This is a genomic window from Nonomuraea sp. SBT364 (assembly GCF_001083785.1).
Classification (GTDB): domain Bacteria; phylum Actinomycetota; class Actinomycetes; order Streptosporangiales; family Streptosporangiaceae; genus Nonomuraea.
Genome location: NZ_LAVL01000008.1, coordinates 96,944 through 114,457 on the forward strand (window position 1 = coordinate 96,944; position 17,514 = coordinate 114,457).

At 68.1% G+C, this 17,514-nt stretch carries 18 protein-coding genes and 4 tRNA genes; 16 read left to right on the forward strand and 6 right to left on the reverse strand.

The window, feature by feature from the left end:
- Positions 1-19 precede the first annotated feature (19 nt).
- Positions 20-751: a GntR family transcriptional regulator gene (locus ADY59_RS06565; RefSeq protein ID WP_049558925.1), complete on the forward strand. Its 732-nt coding sequence runs from the start codon at positions 20-22 to the stop codon at positions 749-751.
- 16 nt (positions 752-767) lie between these two features.
- Here ADY59_RS06565 and ADY59_RS06570 read toward each other — a convergent pair whose 3' ends face one another.
- The gene (locus ADY59_RS06570) at positions 768-1,196 is read right to left on the reverse strand and encodes a hypothetical protein (RefSeq protein WP_049558927.1); all 429 of its coding nucleotides are present in this window, start codon (positions 1,194-1,196) and stop codon (positions 768-770) included.
- A 189-nt stretch (positions 1,197-1,385) separates the two neighbouring features.
- Here ADY59_RS06570 and ADY59_RS06575 point away from each other — a divergent pair, with 189 nt between their 5' ends.
- From ADY59_RS06575 to ADY59_RS06605, 8 genes are all read left to right on the forward strand, one after another.
- Positions 1,386-1,796 carry a hypothetical protein gene (locus ADY59_RS06575; protein WP_049558930.1) on the forward strand — a complete coding sequence of 137 codons (411 nt, stop codon included), beginning with the start codon at positions 1,386-1,388 and terminating at the stop codon, positions 1,794-1,796.
- A complete protein-coding gene (locus ADY59_RS06580) occupies positions 1,797-2,063 on the forward strand; it encodes a hypothetical protein (protein WP_156325342.1) in 267 nt (88 codons plus the stop codon).
- Positions 2,060-2,374 carry a hypothetical protein gene (locus ADY59_RS06585; RefSeq protein ID WP_049558934.1) on the forward strand — a complete coding sequence of 105 codons (315 nt, stop codon included), beginning with the start codon at positions 2,060-2,062 and terminating at the stop codon, positions 2,372-2,374. Before ADY59_RS06580 ends, ADY59_RS06585 begins: the two co-directional genes overlap by 4 nt.
- Before the next feature lie 88 nt (positions 2,375-2,462).
- A complete protein-coding gene (locus tag ADY59_RS06590; RefSeq protein ID WP_049558936.1) occupies positions 2,463-3,890 on the forward strand; it encodes an FtsK/SpoIIIE domain-containing protein in 1,428 nt (475 codons plus the stop codon).
- Complete coding sequence (locus ADY59_RS49680; protein ID WP_156325343.1) at positions 3,887-4,042, forward strand: hypothetical protein; 156 nt, start codon at positions 3,887-3,889, stop codon at positions 4,040-4,042. Before ADY59_RS06590 ends, ADY59_RS49680 begins: the two co-directional genes overlap by 4 nt.
- On the forward strand, positions 4,039-5,640 hold the full coding sequence (locus tag ADY59_RS06595) for a replication initiator (RefSeq protein ID WP_049558938.1): 1,602 nt from the start codon (positions 4,039-4,041) through the stop codon (positions 5,638-5,640). Before ADY59_RS49680 ends, ADY59_RS06595 begins: the two co-directional genes overlap by 4 nt.
- On the forward strand, positions 5,637-5,822 hold the full coding sequence (locus tag ADY59_RS06600) for a helix-turn-helix domain-containing protein (RefSeq protein WP_049558940.1): 186 nt from the start codon (positions 5,637-5,639) through the stop codon (positions 5,820-5,822). The genes ADY59_RS06595 and ADY59_RS06600 overlap by 4 nt, the downstream gene beginning before the upstream one ends.
- Positions 5,822-7,138 (forward strand): tyrosine-type recombinase/integrase, encoded by a 1,317-nt coding sequence (locus tag ADY59_RS06605; protein WP_231618577.1) that lies wholly within the window; start codon positions 5,822-5,824, stop codon positions 7,136-7,138. Before ADY59_RS06600 ends, ADY59_RS06605 begins: the two co-directional genes overlap by 1 nt.
- A 72-nt stretch (positions 7,139-7,210) precedes the next feature.
- Here ADY59_RS06605 and ADY59_RS06610 read toward each other — a convergent pair.
- A tRNA-Lys gene (locus tag ADY59_RS06610) sits at positions 7,211-7,283 on the reverse strand.
- A 61-nt stretch (positions 7,284-7,344) separates the two neighbouring features.
- Positions 7,345-8,499, reverse strand: a complete 1,155-nt coding sequence (locus ADY59_RS06615) for an acyl-CoA dehydrogenase family protein (protein ID WP_049558942.1) — start codon at positions 8,497-8,499, stop codon at positions 7,345-7,347.
- Between the two features lie 91 nt (positions 8,500-8,590).
- On the opposite strand from ADY59_RS06615, the gene ADY59_RS06620 reads away from it, so the two are divergent.
- Entirely contained in the window at positions 8,591-8,878 is a 288-nt protein-coding gene (locus ADY59_RS06620) for a PspC domain-containing protein (protein WP_049558946.1), read from the forward strand.
- Here ADY59_RS06620 and ADY59_RS06625 read toward each other — a convergent pair whose 3' ends face one another.
- Both ADY59_RS06625 and ADY59_RS06630 read right to left on the reverse strand, forming a co-directional pair.
- Positions 8,879-10,150, reverse strand: a complete 1,272-nt coding sequence (locus ADY59_RS06625) for an MFS transporter (RefSeq protein ID WP_231618576.1) — start codon at positions 10,148-10,150, stop codon at positions 8,879-8,881.
- Positions 10,151-10,260: 110 nt separating this feature from the next.
- On the reverse strand, positions 10,261-10,611 hold the full coding sequence (locus ADY59_RS06630) for a metallopeptidase family protein (protein ID WP_197093478.1): 351 nt from the start codon (positions 10,609-10,611) through the stop codon (positions 10,261-10,263).
- Between the two features lie 33 nt (positions 10,612-10,644).
- Between ADY59_RS06630 and ADY59_RS06635 the strand changes: the two genes are divergently transcribed.
- The 4 genes from ADY59_RS06635 to ADY59_RS06650 all read left to right on the forward strand — a co-directional run bounded on the left by ADY59_RS06635 (position 10,645) and on the right by ADY59_RS06650 (position 12,522).
- Entirely contained in the window at positions 10,645-12,204 is a 1,560-nt protein-coding gene (locus tag ADY59_RS06635; RefSeq protein WP_049558951.1) for a metallophosphoesterase family protein, read from the forward strand.
- A tRNA-Glu gene (locus tag ADY59_RS06640) sits at positions 12,205-12,277 on the forward strand.
- A gap of 88 nt (positions 12,278-12,365) precedes the next feature.
- Positions 12,366-12,440, forward strand: a tRNA-Asp gene (locus tag ADY59_RS06645).
- Positions 12,441-12,445: 5 nt separating this feature from the next.
- Positions 12,446-12,522, forward strand: a tRNA-Phe gene (locus ADY59_RS06650).
- Positions 12,523-12,934: 412 nt separating this feature from the next.
- Here ADY59_RS06650 and ADY59_RS06655 read toward each other — a convergent pair.
- Positions 12,935-13,861 carry a haloalkane dehalogenase gene (locus ADY59_RS06655; protein ID WP_049558954.1) on the reverse strand — a complete coding sequence of 309 codons (927 nt, stop codon included), beginning with the start codon at positions 13,859-13,861 and terminating at the stop codon, positions 12,935-12,937.
- Positions 13,862-14,047: 186 nt separating this feature from the next.
- Here ADY59_RS06655 and ADY59_RS06660 point away from each other — a divergent pair, with 186 nt between their 5' ends.
- Together ADY59_RS06660 and ADY59_RS06665 are read left to right on the forward strand one after the other, a co-directional pair.
- Complete coding sequence (locus tag ADY59_RS06660; RefSeq protein ID WP_049558956.1) at positions 14,048-16,138, forward strand: NACHT domain-containing protein; 2,091 nt, start codon at positions 14,048-14,050, stop codon at positions 16,136-16,138.
- 383 nt (positions 16,139-16,521) lie between these two features.
- Positions 16,522-17,358: an MBL fold metallo-hydrolase gene (locus ADY59_RS06665; protein ID WP_049558958.1), complete on the forward strand. Its 837-nt coding sequence runs from the start codon at positions 16,522-16,524 to the stop codon at positions 17,356-17,358.
- Positions 17,359-17,514: the final 156 nt, after the last annotated feature.

Consider the following 17,514-nt stretch of genomic DNA (forward strand, 5'->3'; position numbering starts at 1 on the left):
CGGGTGCTGGACGGTCAAAATGTCACTAGAGTCCGTGCCGCCGAAGTATGCCCAGCTTGTGCAGGCCCTTCAACGGCGTATCGAGTCGGGGACCTATCCGCCCGGCTCTCTCCTCCCCAGCGAGCACCAGCTCATCCAAGAGTTCAGTGTGTCGCGTCCCACTGTTGTGGCGGCACTCCGGGTCCTGCGTGAGCAGGGCTGGATCGAGTCCCAGCAGGGCAAGGGGCGCTTCGTACGTGGCCGGCCCGCGATGGCATCTGTTGAGCAGAAGCGGCCCGGGCAGGCGTATCTCACCCGGCCGGAGATCGACTCCGCAGGAGAGATCGTCGAAGTGGGTGCGGTCACCGCGCCTAATCGGGTCGGTGTGCTGCTGGACGCCCAGCCCAAGAGCAAGGCGTTCGTCCGCCGCCGACTGATCACGCGCGAGGGTGAGCCAACTGAGCTGGTGTCGCTCTGGCTGCCTCTTGAACTGTCCGAGGGGACGGATCTCACCAGCGGAGACCCGCTGCGACAGGGCTTCCGTGAGCATCTTCAGTCCCGCAAGAGCGTACGTTTCGACCACATCGTGGAGCAGATCACCGCCCGCCTGCCCACCGCCGAAGAGGCCAAGCAGCTTGGCATGCCCAAGAACGTGCCGCTCCTGGTGGTATTCGGAGCTGTCCGAGACGCTTCGGGTCGGCCCCTCGCCGTGGTTGAGGTGCTACTTCCCGCCGATCGCCACGAGCTAGAGGACGCCTATCCGGTCGGGTGAGCGCTTGCAGCACTGCTCAGCATCCTGGAACCTCCAGCATTCTCTCAGGCGGGGCGGTACAAACCATGGGAGGTTCTGTGTGGACGCTCCTGATGCGGTTCTCTTCTTTGGGGCTGCCCTGCATTCCGCTCAGGAAAGCCATCGCGATGATCATGGCGACCGTCGCTCCGACGCCGAAGAGCGCGGCCATGCCGCCCCGGCCGGTCTTACCTGCGATTATGGCGGCGATAGCAGGCGCGGCGATTGAGGTGATCGCGACGGCGATGGTGTACTCCTCCAGAAGGCCATCCGGTTCCTTATCGGTGAACTGAACGGCGTATCGCAGTCGTAATACCTCTTTGACTATCAAAGATAGAAGCGCCGGCGTTCCCATGAGCCACAGGGTGGCGAGCAGGGCGAGAGTGACCCCAGCTCCGCCTTTCCGCTTAGTGTGGATTTCCTCCATTGCTACATCATTGCCCGACTTGACATCAATGGACGAAAGCGTCGGAGATCGTCACCAATATTCCACCGACCTGCAACTCTTCACCGAATAACTTCGCCGAAGACACTTGACCTAGCAAGTTTGAGCGACCTACTCTCAGAGCATCACTTGATAGATCAAGTGTCTGTCAGTCAAGAGAGGAGAGCCATCATGGCTCTGCAAGGTCCCATCCCCGTCACCTACGCCATGGTCTTCCCGCACGGCTGCTACGTCGTCGGCACCGTCGAGCCCGTCAAGGACTTCGACGCCTCGACCAACGGCCGCTTCGTGCAGTCCCGCGACAAGCAGACCGGAGAGCTGGTCTGGCAGGTCGCGGTCATGGACGGTGACCCGACCCTCAAGCCCGCCCAGAAGACGGTGGCGGTCAAGATCCTGGCCCCGGTCCAGCCGGTGCCGCCCGCCCCCATCCAGGGGCTTCCGTTCACGCCCGTCGAGTTCGACGGCATCACGGTCACGCCGTACGTCAACGGCAACGGCCGGCTCGCCTACTCGATCAAGGTCCGCGAGATGCGGGCTCCCCACCAGGCCGCCCAGGCCAAGGCCGGAAAGGACGCCGCCTAAATGACCCGACGACGTACCCCACGCAACAGCGTGATCCGGCTGACCACCGGAAACGCCGCCCGGACCCTCAACCACCCTCGCGCCCGCCACGAGCCCGTCCTGGCGCTCGACTTCGGCGCCACCTCCGTCCTGGTCACCACCAGCGGCCCCGTGACGAAGGATGACCTGAACTTCGCCCGCCAGCTCGCCAGAGAGGCTCACCGCTTCGCCCGCTCGGTGGAGCGCAGCTTCTACGGCCTGCCCGACGGCCAGGGGGTCGCGGCGTGAACGAGCACCGGCCCTACACCTACCTCACCTGCTCCCTGCGACCGGAGTCCACGCCGCACCTCGGCGTCTCCTTCTATACGCCGGACCTGCGAGTCCGCGCCGGAATCCTGCTCAGCAACCCGCGCCCGTACCTGGAGTTCAGCTCTCCTGAGGCGCACGTCCACATCTCCACCACCGGGGCGGGACCGATCAGCGACGCTGACCTGTCCCTGGCCCGGGACATCTTCAACGCCGCCGCTCGCTACCTGGCCGACTGCGAGTGCCTGCACGCCGAACAGGCCGACAAGGACGCCACCGATACAGCGGCCTGACAGATGAGGCGGGGCCGCTGGAAGCGGCAACTTCCGGCGGCCCCTCGGTTCTCCCACGACTTGCTCAATCACGAGAGGTTCCCAGCTTATGTTCAAGCGGCTGCCTGGCGACGAGGCGCGCAACCTCGTCTCCACCACGCCCGACACGGCCGTCGTCTTCCGCCCGGCCGTACTCAAGACGCCCGCCATCGTTACTCTCCTCGTCTACGCCTTCCGCTTCCTCGTCGCCCTCGTGCGTACGGTCTGCCGGCACCCCGTAGCGGTCGCCGTGCCCGTTGTGCTGGGTGCCGCCTGGTTCTTCTACGGCTGGCCCCTGGCCGTGTCCGTGCTCGGGCTCGCCGTCCTGGCGCTGCTCGGCTGGGCGTTCACCGACCGGGCCTCGTTCGCCCGTCTTGTCGGCTGGCGGCTGCTGGCCTGGTGGCGGCTCGTGTCGGTCTATCGCCGTCACTGGCAAGGCGTCATGGACGTCTCCGGCCTCGCCCGGCGCGTTCACGGTCGGGACTACCTGCCCCGGCTCGTCCGCGTCCAATGCGACGGCTGGGCCGACCGGATCACCGTCCGCATGCTCAAGGGCCAAGCCGTCAAGGACTGGACCGACCGCACCGACAACCTCGCCCACGGCTTCGGCGCGACCTCCTGCCGCGTCACGCTGGTCAAGGGGGGCCGGTTGCTGCTCACCTTCCCGCGCAGCGACCCACTCGCCGCACCGATACCGGCCCTGCCCATCCCGGAAGAACCAACGGTCGGCCCGGTCGAGATCGGCAAGCAGGAGGACGGCAAGCCGCTGCGGCTCAAAGTCCACGGCACCCACGTCCTGATCGCCGGAGCCACCGGGGCCGGCAAAGGCTCGTTCCTATGGGACACGATCCGCGGCTTGCTCCCCGCCATGCGTGCGGGCCTTGTCCAGGTGTGGGCGCTCGATCCCAAACTGATGGAACTGTCCTACGGGCGCGAACTCTTCCAAGGCCGGTACGCCGCCGACCCGGGCGACTGCGCCGACCTGCTCGACGAGGCTGTCACCGTCATGCAGAAACGCGCCGCCCGCTTCTCCGGTCTCCAGCGCTCCCACTGCCCGACCATCGAGGACCCGTTCGTCCTGGTGCTCGTCGACGAAGTGGCCTTCCTGACCGCCTACCAGCCCGACAAGCAACTCCGGCACCGCATCTCCGCCGCCCTGGCCACCCTCGCCACCCAAGGCCGCTCAGTCGGCGTCGGCGTCATGGCCGCACTCCAAGACCCACGCAAGGAGGTCATGAACATCCGCAACCTGTTCCCCGACAAGATCGCCCTCCGCCTCGACGAATCCGAACAAGTGGACATGGTCCTCGGCGACGGCGCACGCGACCGGGGCGCACTCGCCGACCACATCTCACCCATCCCCGAACAGGGCGCAGGCGTCGCCTACATGCGCCTGGAGACCAGCCCCGAACCGATCCGCGTCCGCGCCGCCTACGTCTCCGACACCGACATCCGAGACATGGTCGCCACCTTCACCGAACCAGGTGAGGCCGCATGAGACTGACCCACGTCCTCGACGGCCTACGCTGCGCCGTCTGCCACACCGTGAACGGCATGTGGCTCGACCCGGTACGCGGCCTGGTCGAGTGCCGCGAGTGCGGCCAGACCGCACTCACTGTCCCCGTCCCCGACGCAAGGAGGTCCCTATGACGCATGCGCACGACCGCGCACTTCCCCGAGCAGTACGACAGGCCATGCCGATGGCCCGTGAAGTCCTCGAAGAGGTCGCCAAGCTCCATGGAGTCTGCATCCGGCCCATCCCGCTCAAGCGGCTCGACACCGCAACCGGCAAAACCGAGATCATCGATGTACCGTGCGGGGCCACCCTCGACGCCAAGTGCCCGCCCTGTGCCGAGCGCAACCGGCACCTGCGCATGGCCCAATGCCGCGAGGGCTGGCACCTCGACGCCGAACCTGCCATCACACCCGACGAGCCGAACGACGAACAGCGCTGGCTCGTCGAGTTCCGCGCCGACATCCAAGCCCAACGCGACGACGCCGAAAAGGCCGGCGACGACACCACCGACCTGGACGCGCTCATCGAGGGCCTGGACGAAGAGATCAACAACGCCGGAATGCGCGGCAACGTCCTCGGCCGCACCGCTCCGAAGCGCACCCGTTCCACCAAACGCCGACAGGACGCACCCGACCTGCCCAAGCGCACGATGACCAACACCACCCTCGGACGCACCTTCCACGCCCCGGACGGCAAGACCTACCGGCCGTCCCTGTTCGTCACGCTCACCCTGCCCTCCTACGGCAAGATCCGCGACGGGGTACCCGTCGACCCGGAAACGTACGACTACCAGCGGGCCGCCCGCGACGCGCTGCACTTCTCCAAGCTGATCGACCGATTCGTACAGAACCTACGCCGCGTCGCCGGATACGACGTGCAGTACTTCGCCACCGTCGAGCCTCAGAAGCGCCTCGCCCCGCACCTGCACATGGCCATCCGGGGCACCCTGCCCCGCACCGAGATCAAGAAGATCGCCGCCGCCACCTACCACCAGGTCTGGTGGCCCCAGGCCAGCGAAGTCATCTTCGACGGCGAACACCTCCCCACCTGGCAGGACGGCACCGGCTACCTGAACCCGGCCACCGGCGAAATCCTGCCCACCTGGGACCAAGCCCTCGACCAGCTCGACACCGACGACGACGCCGAGCCGCTGCACATGATTCGCTTCGGTGACCAGGTGGACGTCAAAGGCGTGCTCTCCGGCACCCCGGACGCTGACCAGTGCATCCGCTACCTGTCCAAGTACCTCACCAAGAGCCTCGGCCAACCCCTCGACGGCGACCAGGCCCAACGCGAGCACGCCGCCCGCTTCGTTGATGCCCTGCGCTACGAACCCTGCTCACCCACCTGCGCCAACTGGCTCCGCTACGGCATCCAGCCCAAGAACGCCAAGCCCGGCATGCTCCCCGGCCGCTGCCGCTCCAAGGCCCACAAGCCCGAACACCTCGGCTACGCCGGACGCCGCGTCCTGGTCTCCCGCAAGTGGTCCAACAAGACCCTCAACGAGCACAAACAGGACCGCCGCACCTGGGTCCTTCAAGCCCTCGGCCAACCCGACGAACCCACCGACCCACACCGCTACATCTGGCGCCCCGTCCCGGCCGGAGACGCCAATGTGCCACCCCTCGCCGTACGCCTCCTGCGCTCCGTCCACGAACGCCAACGCTGGCGAGCCCACCTGCAACACCTCGAACAACAAAGTCTTTCGGCAACAGAGGGGAGGGCCGCGTGATGGAACGGCTCTTCTACCGGCCGAACGACGCGGCGACGGTCTTGGCGATGAGCCGTACGGCTGTCTTCCGACTGATCAAGACCGGCGAACTCCGGTCGATCAAGCGGGATGGGTACCGCCTCATTCCCGCTGCCGCGTTGCTGGACTTCGCCCGTCATCTGGAAAGCAAGGAGGTGGCGTGATGACTCGCAAGCCCAACGGACGTTCCTCGATCTATCTCGGCAAAGACGGCAAGTGGCACGGCTGGGTGACCATGGGCGTCAAGGACGACGGCTCTGCAGACCGCCGCCACCGCATCGGCAGCACCGAGGCCGAGGTGACGCGGAAGGTTCGGGAACTGGAGAAGCAACGGGACTCCGGCAAGACCGACAAGCCGGGCCGGGCTCCCACCGTCGCCGAATGGATGCGTACCTATCTCGATGAGATCGCACCGTTGAAGGTCAGCGATCGGACGTTGGAGAGCACCTACCGGCCCAAGGTAGAGCACTGGATCATCCCGCGCCTGGGTGCTCACCGGCTCGATCGTCTCCGTCCTGAACATCTGGACGCCTTCTATGCCTACCTCGCTCAGCAGCAGCTCGCCCAGAACACGATCGTGCAGATCCACCGCATCCTCTCCCGAGCGCTCAAGATCGCCGTACGCCGCGAGAAGATCGCCCGAAACGTCTGTACGTTGATCGACGCTCCCGCTGTGGAGGACGTCGAGATAGAGCCGCTGGACGCCGACGAGGCCCGAGACGTCCTGGACGTGGCCCACCACCAGAGGAACGGAACCCGCTGGTCTGTGGCGCTCGCTCTCGGCCTTCGGCAATGTGAAGCGCTCGGACTGCGCTGGAAGTACGTGGACCTCAAGCGGGGCGTCATCCGGGTCTTCTGGCAGATCAAGCACCAGCGCTACCGTCACGGCTGCAAGGACCCGCACGCCTGCGGCGAACGGCTCCACCGCTACCCGTGCCCGGAGGACTGCCCCAAGGCTCGACGCACCTCCGGCCGCAAGCACGTCTGCACCAAGGAGGGGCAGAAGTTCTGCGCGCCTGACTGCGTGAAACACGCCCCCTCCTGCCCCGAACGGGTAGGTGGCTGGGTCTTCGTCAAGCCCAAGGGCAAGAGCAAGCGAACCGTGATGATCCCGCCCCCGCTGATCCCGCTTCTCAAGCTCCACCAACAAGCCCAGCAGGCCGAGAAGGAGTCGGCGGGGGAGCGGTGGCAGGACTATGACCTCGTCTGGTGCCACCCAGACGGACGCCCCATAGACGCCGGCCAGGACTGGGACGAATGGAAAGAACTCCTCCGCATGGCCGAAGTCGACAAGGACGCCCGCGTCCACGACGCGAGACACACCGCCGCGACACTCCTCATCGAACAGGGCGTGGACATCAGCGTCGTTCAGGAGATCCTCGGCCACTCACAACTGACCACGACCAAGCGCTACACCCACATCACAGCCACACTCTCGACCGAAGCAGCAGCTCGCATGGGCCGCGCACTCTGGGGCTAACTGCAACTGGAAATGCAACTGGGCGGGCTTCCTGATCATGGAGATCAGAGAGTCCGCCCAGGTCATGTGGGGTAGGGCGCCCGGGGCTCGAACCCGGAACCTACGGATTAAAAGTCCGCAGCTCTGCCAATTGAGCTAACGCCCCTCGCAACGACAAGCGTACAGAGATTACCGCCCCGCCCGCGACGCCATTCGCACTCGTCTCGTCACCGGTAGGCCGCCAGCCCGGTCAGCGCCTCGCCGAGCACCAGGGTGTGGATCTCCTGGGTGCCCTCGTAGGTCAGCACGGACTCGAGGTTGTTCATGTGCCGGATGACAGGGTACTCCAGGGTGATCCCGTTGCCGCCGAGGATCGTCCGCGCCTCCCGGGCGATGTCCAGGGCGGCCCGGACGTTGGCCAGTTTCCCGAAGCTGATCTGCCGGGGCTCCAGGGCGCCGGCGTCCTTCAGGGCGCCGAGATGCAGCGCGGTGAGCCCGGCCTGGGCGGCGCCCACGTACATCCAGGCGAGCTTGTCCTGCGTCAGCTGGAAGGCGCCGATCGGCTTGCCGAACTGGACGCGCGTCTTCGCGTACTCCACCGCCGCCTCAAGGCACGCGCGGGCGGCGCCCACCACCCCCCACAGGATCCCGAAGCGCGCCTCCGACAGGCACGACAGCGGCCCCTTCAGGCCGCGTACGGCGGGCAGCACGGCCGACTCGGGCAGGCGGACGTCGTCGAAGTACAGGGACGAGGTGACCGATGCCCTAAGGGACAGCTTCTTGTGGATCTCAGGGGCGGAGAAGCCGGGGGCGTCGGTGGGGACGACGAAGCCGCGGATGCCGTCGTCGGTCTGCGCCCAGACGACCGCGACGTCGGCGATCGAGCCGTTGGTGATCCACATCTTGGAGCCGTTGAGGATCCAGTCGGTGCCGTCGCGCTTGGCGTAGGTGCGCATGTTGGCGGGGTCTGAGCCGTGGTCGGGCTCCGTCAGGCCGAAGCAGCCGATGGCCTCGCCGGCGGACATGCGCGGCAGCCACTGCTCCTTCTGCTCGTCGGACCCGTAGCGCCAGATGGGGAACATCGCCAGCGAGCCCTGCACCGACACGAACGAGCGCAGCCCGGAGTCGCCGGCTTCCAGCTCGCGGCAGGCGACGCCGTACGAGGTCGCGTCGGTGCCGGCGCAGCCGTAGCCCTCCAGGTGCATGCCGAGCAGGCCGAGCGCGCCGAGTTCGGGGGCGAGCTCGCGCGCGGGGAAGGTCGCCTCCTCGAACCAGTCGCCGACGTGCGGCAGGACACGGTCGGCGACGAAGGACCTGACGGTGTCGCGGATGAGCCGCTGGTCGGCGTTGAGCCGGTCGTCAAGGCGCAGCAGGTCGTCCATGGCGCGTCCTCTCCTCGCTTAGGGGGCTACCAGGGTTCTACCAGGGGCAATCCCGATGTGCGAACGCAGGGTGGCAGGGCAGTCTTGAGGCATGAGCGAATACAACAGCAAGCAGCTGCGCAGGACCCGCAAGGGCAGGATCATCGCGGGCGTGTGCTCGGGCGCCGGGGAGTACATCGGGATCGACGCGAACCTCATCCGCATCGGCCTCGCGGTCATGACGCTGTTCGGCGGGCTGGGCGTGGGCGTGTACGCGATCGGCTGGCTGCTCATGCCCGAGGAGGGCAAGGACACGTCGATCGTCCAGGACCTCATCAACAAGCAGCAGAACGGCGCCGGCAGCAACCCCTGGAGCGACGAGCAGAAGCCGCAGCAGTGATCAGGTCGCGGTCTGCGGCCGCACCCGGCCGCGGGACTCGGTCCAGATCATGGCCAGCACGGCCGCCACGGTGAGGCCGGTGATGCCCGAAAGAGCTACCACCGGCTCGGGGCCGAGTTTCTCCGCGGCGTAGCCGCCGATCAGGATCGCGATGCCCTGCGCGGCCATGAGCCCGGACTGCACCAGGCCGAACGCCTGCCCGCGCTGGTCGGCGGGCACTCGCTGGACGAATGCCGCGTTCGCGGCCAGTTGGTACGCGCCCCCGATCCCCGACAGGACCCACGCCGCCAGCACCACCTCCAGCGGCGGCCGCATGGCCGTGACGATGAGCGGCGCGCAGCTCAGCATGGCCAGCCAGCCCATCAGCCGCATCCGCCCGGGCGGCGAGACGAACCTGCTGAACAGGAACGCCCCCAGCACGGTCCCCAGCGGCATCGCCGCCATCAGCAGACCGGTGATCACGGGGATGGGCAGCACGCCGGTGTAGAGCTCGACGGCGTACGGCACCGCGATGCCCTCCGGCAGCACGTAGAAGCCGCACAGCCAGGCGAACAGCACCAGCGTCCGCAGCTTCCGGTCGCCGAACACGAGACGGGCGCCGGCCCTGGTCATCTTCCACATGGACGGCTTGTCGCCGTCCTGCCCGCTCGCGGGGCGCCGTCGTACGCCGGTGACGATGATCAGCGCCGAGGCCAGGAACGTGGCCGCGTTGATGGCCAGCGCCCGGTAGGGGCCCATGGCGGCGATCACGGCGCCGCCGGCGGCGAAGCCGAGCATCTGCACGGCCTGGTTCGTCATGTTCTGCAATGCAGAGCCGACGACGTAGCGGTCGCCTTCCAGCACTTCGGGCAGCAGCGCGGCCCGCGCGGCCGAGAACGGGGCACTGAGCAGCACCACCAGGAACACCAGCCCGCACAGCACGGGGAACGGCATGAACGGCAGCGCCATCACGCCCACCAGCGCGGCCCGGAGCAGGTCGCAGGCCACCATCACGCCGCGGCGCGCGAACCGGTCGGCCAGCCCGGCCAGCAGCGGCCCGCCCAGGATCGACGGCAGGTAGGTCAGCGCGTAGACGGCGGCCGTGGCCAGGGCCGATCCGGTGCGGTCGTACACGAGGACGGCCAGCGCCACCTGGGCGAGCTGATCGCCGAGGAGCGAGAGCCCCTGGCCGTACCAGAGCGCTCTGAACTCCTTGACGGCGATGACCTCACCGTAAGTGGCTTGGCGCTCTGTGGCACGGCGATGCCGCCCCGGCAGCCGTCGCGTCCGCATGGCCCCCATTGGACTCCGCTGTGCCTGACTGAGAGTGTTCAGTATGTCACCTAAGGTGCCCGATCATTGGGCAAGGCGCAACCCATAGCCGCGAGCCGAAAGTTAAAGCGTCACCAACCCAGCTCATGCAGCCGGGCATCGTCGATGCCGAAGTGGTGACCGACTTCGTGAATCACCGTGATCCGTACCTCGTCGATCACCTCCTCCTCGGTCCGGCAGATCTGACAGATCGGATTGCGGTAGATCTCGATGCGGTCGGGCAGGACTGCGGAGTACCAGTCGCCGCGCTCGGTAAGGGGAATGCCGGTGTACAGGCCCAGTAGGTGGGGTTCTGGCGGATCGTCCACCACTGTGACGACGACATTGCTCATGACACGGGTCAGCTCCGGAGGGATCGTGTCCAGTGCCTCGGCCACGAGCTCCTCGAACTTCTCCGGGGAAACCTCGATCACACCTGCCATTCTGCCTCGCGGGCTGGGTAAGCAAGAAACCGTATGAAGTTCCTGGACAGGTTGAAAGCAGTCATCAAGTCGCGGGCGTCCAGGGCCGTGGCGGTGCTTCTCGTCGCCGCGGCCGGCGCCTGGCTCGGCATCTTCCTCAGCGGGACCGTACGTGCGCAGGTCGGCCCCGTGGAGACCGGCATGTCCGTCACCCCTTCCTGGGGCGGCGAGACGATCGTCGACGCCAGCCCGCTCGGCACGCTCACGTTCCGCACCCACGACGCCCCGCTGACCCTGCGCATCACGCTGGAGAACATCGACCAGGAACGCGCCAAATCACTCCTGGAAGACCCTCGCCTCACCGACCGGCTGCCCAGCATCATCGAGCGCGACCTGCTCGCCGGCGTGCGCGAGCTCGCCATCCGCTCGCTGCTCTGCGCGGCCGCCGGCGCGCTGATCGCCGTCCTCATGGTCTTCAGGCGCCCCCGCGTCGCCCTGACCGGCCTCCTGGTGGCCTCCGTGGCGCTCGCGACGACGGGGCTGGTCGCCGCCCAGACCTTCCGCCCGGGTTCGCTCGTCGAACCCCGCTACACCGGCCTGGTCGCCGCCGCGCCCTCCCTGGTGGGCAGCGCGGAGTCGATCGTCACCCGGTTCGAGTCGTACCGCTCGCAACTCACCAAACTCGTCACGAACGTCTCGAAGCTGTACGACGCGGTCTCGACCCTTCCGGTGTACGACGCCGATCCCCGTTCGATCCGCGTCCTGCACGTCTCGGACATCCACATCAACCCGATCGCCTGGAACGTCATCCGGTCCCTGACCGAACAGTTCACCATCGATGTGATCGTCGACACCGGTGACATCTCCGACCACGGCAGCAAGGCCGAGAACAAGTTCGTGGACGAGATCGGCCGCCTCGGCGTCCCGTACGTGTACGTACGCGGCAACCACGACTCCAAGACCACCGAGAAGGCCGTGGCCAGGCAGAAGAACGCCGTCGTCCTGGACGACAAGATGCGCAACGTCGCCGGCCTGAGCATCTACGGCCTCGGCGACCCGCGCTTCACCCCGGACAAATCGGTCACCGTGGATTCCGATCCAGCCTCGCTGGAGGCTTTCGGCCGCGCCCACCGGGAGAACGTCGAGAACGCCGACCTCGTGGCCGTCCACGACGACATCGTCGCCCGGGGCTTCTCCGGCGGCACCCCCATCGTCCTGGCCGGCCACTCCCACAAGCGCTCCACGACCATGCTGCCCACGGGCACCCGCATCCTCGTCCAGGGCTCCACCGGTGGCGCCGGCCTGCGCGCGCTCGAACACGCCGAGCCCACGCCCGTCCAGGCCTCGGTCCTGTACTTCGACCGCGAGACCAAACGCCTGCAGGCCTGGGACGACATCACCCTCGGCGGCCTCGGCGAGCAATCGGTGTACATGCAGCGTCACGTGGAGCCCGACCCTGGACGTATGATTTCCCCAGAGCCAACGAACGCCCCGTCGCCAACGGGAACGATCAGCGGCACGACATCGCCGGCCGCCGGTTCGCCACTTTGGCATCAAGGGCAATCGTCCCCTATGCTTCAGAGGTCTCCGACGGAAGGCAACAGGGAATCCTGAGCCCCCATCGTCTAGCGGCCCAGGACACCGCCCTTTCAAGGCGGCGGCACGGGTTCGAATCCCGTTGGGGGCACCGCGAGCGCCTAGCGCACCCGCACAACGGCTGGTCCAAGACCACCGAAGAGCTGGTAAGCTAAGCGAGCGCAAAGAGAACGAAGCAAGGTCCTGTAGAGCAGTTTGGAGTGCTCGCCACCCTGTCAAGGTGGAGGTCGCGGGTTCAAGTCCCGTCAGGACCGCTCTGGGTCAGGTAGCTCAGTTGGTACGAGCGTCCGCCTGAAAAGCGGAAGGTCGGCAGTTCGACCCTGCCCCTGACCACCAGCTTTCGATCAACCAAGATGCCCCGGTAGCGAACATCGCTCCGGGGCGTTTTCGTGTCTGTGACAGCACCGGTGCCTGGTTGGGCGTTGAGGATCATTGACGTTCTCAGAGGCGCGTGGCCGGCTTCCGGACTCTCAGCGGATCGGGACTGCTCGGAAGCCTGGTCGCTATCGCATCTGTCCTTCGCCGAGCCCGGCAGGAGACCGTAGCAACGGTTCCAAGGGAGCGGGCTCCGCCGTGGAGAAGGCGGCTGAGCGCCGAAGAAGGCGGCCCAGCCGTGGCGAGGCTGAGGCGCGGGAAGGGCTGATGGATCAGCCGAGCGCGGCGCCGAGCTTGCCCAGGGCCGCCCACATTCGTCCGCGCCTCGGACAGGCCGCCGACGGATCGTGGTCCGTCGGCGGACGGGTGGGACTCAGCGGGTTGAGTTGATGAAGTCATCGATGACGTCGGCGAGTGCGGGGCCTTGGTCTTCCTGGAGGAAGTGGCCGGCGTTCTCGACGACGGTGTGTGGCTGCCCCTTGGCCCCCGGGATGCGCTCGCTCACCGAGCTGTGGTCACCGCCGGAGGTGTGATCCTGGTCGCTGAAGGCGCACAGCAGCGGGATCTCCAGCTTCTCCAGCTGTTTCCAGACCTCGCGGAGGGCCGGGGTGTTCTCGTCCCGGGGGGAGATGGGGATGAGCAGGGGGAACTGGCGGACGCCCTGCAGGTACGCCTCCTCGGGGTAGGGCGCGTCGTAGGCCGCCAGGACCGCGGGGGCCAGGGCGGAGACGGTGAACATCTCGACGACCTTGCTCGGCTCGAACGGGTTGTCGCGCTGGCTGGACTGCAGCCAGTTGGCCAGGAGCGGCCATCCCTCTCCCAGGTCCTCGTCCCCGGTGCTGAGCCCGGTGTTGACGGCCACCACGCGGCGGAATCGCTCAGGGGTCCGGGCGAGCAGGGGGAATCCGAGGGCGCCGCCCCAGTCGTGGGCCACCAGGGTCACGTCGCGCAGGTCAAGGCGGTCGAACAGGGCCTCGCGCAGCCACTCGACGTGGCCTTCGTAGGTGTACTCGAAGCGGTTGGCGAGTTTGTCCGAGCGGCCGAATCCCACCAGGTCGACGGCGACGCAGCGGTGTCCGGCCGCCACCAGCGGAGGGATGACGTGGCGATAGAGATAGCTCCATGACGGGTTGCCGTGGAGCATCACGATGGTCTCCCCGGACCCGTCGACCGGCGAATCGTCCACGTAGTGCATCCGTATCCGGCCGCCGTCGATCGCGACGTAGTGCGGCTCGAACGGATAATCGGGCAGGTTGTCGAACCGGTCGTCGGGCGTGCGCAGCACTGTAGATGGATTCATGCATCCTGAGAGGCGCAGAAGGGCCCGGGTGTGACATCGCCCTTGGTGTTTCAGGTGGCCGGTCGTCCAACTACTGCTTCGAGCGGTTCCGCGCTCGCGATTCGTGTACGTGGCCGTGAGCCGATGACATGCTGTCTGGTTATGGGCGAGGGCCGGCGAGCGCGCTGGGTGTGGGCGGCTGTATGCGTGACGCTGGTCGTGGTGGCGGCCGTGGTGGCCGTACTCGGCCTCCCCGGCGCGACGTGGGGAGATGTCGATCCGGCGAGTGCGGTCATCGCGATGGTGGCCTTGGCCGTGGCGGTGTGGGCCGGTCGGCAGGCGATACGCGCGCAGCGCTACACCGACATCGATGTGAACGCCTGGTCCGGGTGGCTGGCCGGCGTGGTCCTGGAGGCCGAGACCAGGGCGCGGCACCAGATGCTGGGCCGTGCTGACAAGACGATCGACGTCGACTTCGTGTTCAGGCCCGCACCCGCGTACGACGCCGACGACGCCCGGGCGGAGGGAAGCCTGCGAGAGGTGGTGGCCTACTACCGCCGGCTGCGGCCCCGGCGGCTGGTCATCACCGGAGCGCCCGGGGCGGGCAAGACGGTCATGGCGGTTGAGCTGATGCTGGGGCTGCTCGCCGGGCGTCACCCTGATGACCCGGTCCCGGTGCGCCTGTCCGCGGCGTCCTGGGATCCAGGCATTCGGGTGCAGGACTGGCTGACCGGGCACCTGGCCCGGACCTATCAGATGGCACCGCCTACAGCCGCGGCCCTCGTCGCCGCTGGGCGGGTGCTGCCGGTCGTCGACGGCCTCGACGAGATGGACGCCGACCCGGAGCCCGGCTACATCTCCCGCGCCGCGCGGGCGCTGCTGGCGCTGAACGACTATCAGCGCGGCCAGCAGAAGGCGGAGGCGGTGCTCACCTGCCGTACCGGCCAGTACGACGCGCTCATCCGCAGGGAGGTGTGGGCCGAGAACGCCGCCCGCGTCGAGATCACGCCGCTGAGCGCCGACAAGGCGCTGACGTTCATGGAGAGCCGGGTCGGTGGCAACCAGAACATGGACCGCTGGCGTGACGTCCTGGACGCCATCGACTTCCGCCCCGAGGCGCCGCTGGCCCGTGCCCTGGACAGCCCCTGGCGGCTCACCATGGCCATCACCGTCTATGAGCAACGCGACTCCGCCACCGGCCGCCATCTGCGAGATCCCGCCGAGCTGGCCGGCCCGGCCCTGGACGATCCCGACAAGATTCGCGACCATCTTCTCGCGCTCTACATTCCCGCCGTCACGACCCCTCGCGGGGACGCCGTCGGACCCTACCGTCCCGAGAAGGTTCACGCCTGGCTGGCGGTGCTGGCCACCTACCTGGACACCAACGCCGGCACCGGCCGCACCATCGGTGGACGTACCCTGTCGAGCACCGACCTCGTACTCCACGAGCTCTGGCCCCTGGCCGGCAACCGGCCCCGGGTTCTCACCATGGCGCTCACCGCCGTTCTCTGGGCCGCCGTCGGCGTGGCGATGATCCCTCTGGGAATGCTCGACCTCTCCGATCCGTACCTTGAGCTGATCTTCATCGCCGTCGGGGTGTTCATGTGCATCTCGGCCTGGGGGCCGAACTGGCCCGAACCTGCCCGTCTGAGCCCCTCGCGATGGCCCGCCGGCGGTGACGGCAGGCGCCTCGTGGCCGGGCTCCGGGGCGGGCTTCTGACCGGGCTCGTGGCCTGGCTCACGGTCGGGTTCACCCTCTGGCCCGCGCTCGGGATCGCGGCCGGAGTCGTGACCGCGCTCACCGTCGGGCTCGCGGTCGGGCTCACGGCCCCGGCGGCCGTGAGCGCCACCGGCCCACGCGACGTCGTCAGGTCCGACCTCGAGGTCGGACTCACGGCCGGGCTCGTGTTCGGGTTCATGGCCGGGTTGGCCGTCGGGTTCTGGTCCGGGCTCGGAGGCGGGACGGCCCTCCTGGACATCGCGTACGGAATGGCGGTCGGCCTTGCGGTCAACTTCGCCGGCGGGGTCACGTTCGGGCTGGCGGCGGGGCTCGCGGGCGGCGGTCTCACGTTCGGAGTCGCGGCGGGGCTCGCGGGAACGCGATACCTCGCGCTGCTGCTGTGCACGCGGGGACGGCTGCCGCTCAGGCTTGGAAGGTTCTTGCAGTGGTGTCACGACGCGGGGCTGATCCGAACGGCCGGAATCGCCTACCAGTTCCGGCACCGCGAACTGCAGGACCACCTCGCCCGGCATCCCGTCCCGCGACCACTCCAACCTGCGGACGCTGCTCCTGGTTGATCGCTGCCCCTCGTAACGCTTCCGGAGTGATCGGTCTCGCCGCGTTCAGGCGGTCGCGAACGCCCGGTGATCGCGTGGGGGATTCGGGACCGAGGTGTGAGTTCTCGCCGGCCGGCTCCGGCGACTCGTCCGGTCGGCACCGCTCGCCCGCGAGGACGCGCGACCCGGCCGGCGGGCGCGCTACAGCCTGACCGAACCCGCGATCCCGCTCCTGCCTCGGCGGAGGACGAGCAGGCTCCAGCGACCGCCTGGCACCTCGACGGCGGCACTGATCGGGCACTCCGACCGCGGCTCGGTCGCGTCACCCATGGTGCTTGCGACCTGCAACCGCCGGACACTACGGTCTCGCCAGGCGATTGCGAACCACAAGGGGGAGGAGCCCCGTGCTGAGGCAGGTCGCGGACGGTGTGCTGATTCACGAGAGCGAGTTCGTCCAGAGCAACGCCGTGGTCGTGCACGGCCGGGCCGGCGTGCTCCTCATCGACCCCGGGGTGCAGGACCACGAGATGGCCTGTCTCGCGAACGACCTGTCCGATTCGGGGCAGACCGTTGTGGCGGGATTCTCGACGCATCCGGATTGGGATCACCTGCTCTGGCACGCCGAGCTCGGCGCGGCGCCTCGTTACGGCACGGCCCGTTGCGCGGCCACGGTCCGCGATCAGCTGTCCGACCCCGGAGCGAAGGCCCGCATCGCCGCCCATCTGCTGGAGACGGAGATCGCCGGGCAGGTCCCCCTCGACCTGCTCGGCCTCATCACCGCCCTGCCCGCCGGGACGGCACGGATCCCCTGGGACGGCCCGCGGGTCCGGATCATCGAGCATCAGGCGCATGCCCCGGGCCATGCGGCGCTGTTCATCGAAGAACGCGGGGTTCTCGTCGCCGGCGACATGCTGTCCGATGTCCTGGTCCCGATGCTCGACCTGGACGGCGCCGCTGACCCGATCGAGGACTACCTCGCGGCGCTGCGGCTGCTGGAGGGGGTGGCGGGCGATGTCGACGTCGTCGTCCCCGGCCACGGGTCGGTCGGCGGAGCTGATCAGGTGCGCGCCCGGATCGAGCTTGATCGGGCGTACGTGCTCGCCTTGCGTGAGGGCCAGGTTCCCGGTGATCCGAGGATCGGCCCGTCGGCCAAGCCCGGCTGGGAGTGGGTCAGCGACGTGCACGACGGGCAGGCCCGGCGCCTCGCCCGGCGGAACGAGCGCGACGCGACGCCCGGCTAGTGGCCGCCCGGGTGGACGCGGATCCGCGCCTCGGCGGCGATCTCGCGGTGGCGGTGGTGAGGAGCTGGGCGAGGTCGGCGGTGCCGGCCGCGCGACCCGGCGTTCAGGTGATCTAAGTGCACATATGTGCCATTTGGGGGCTAGCTGCCATCATGG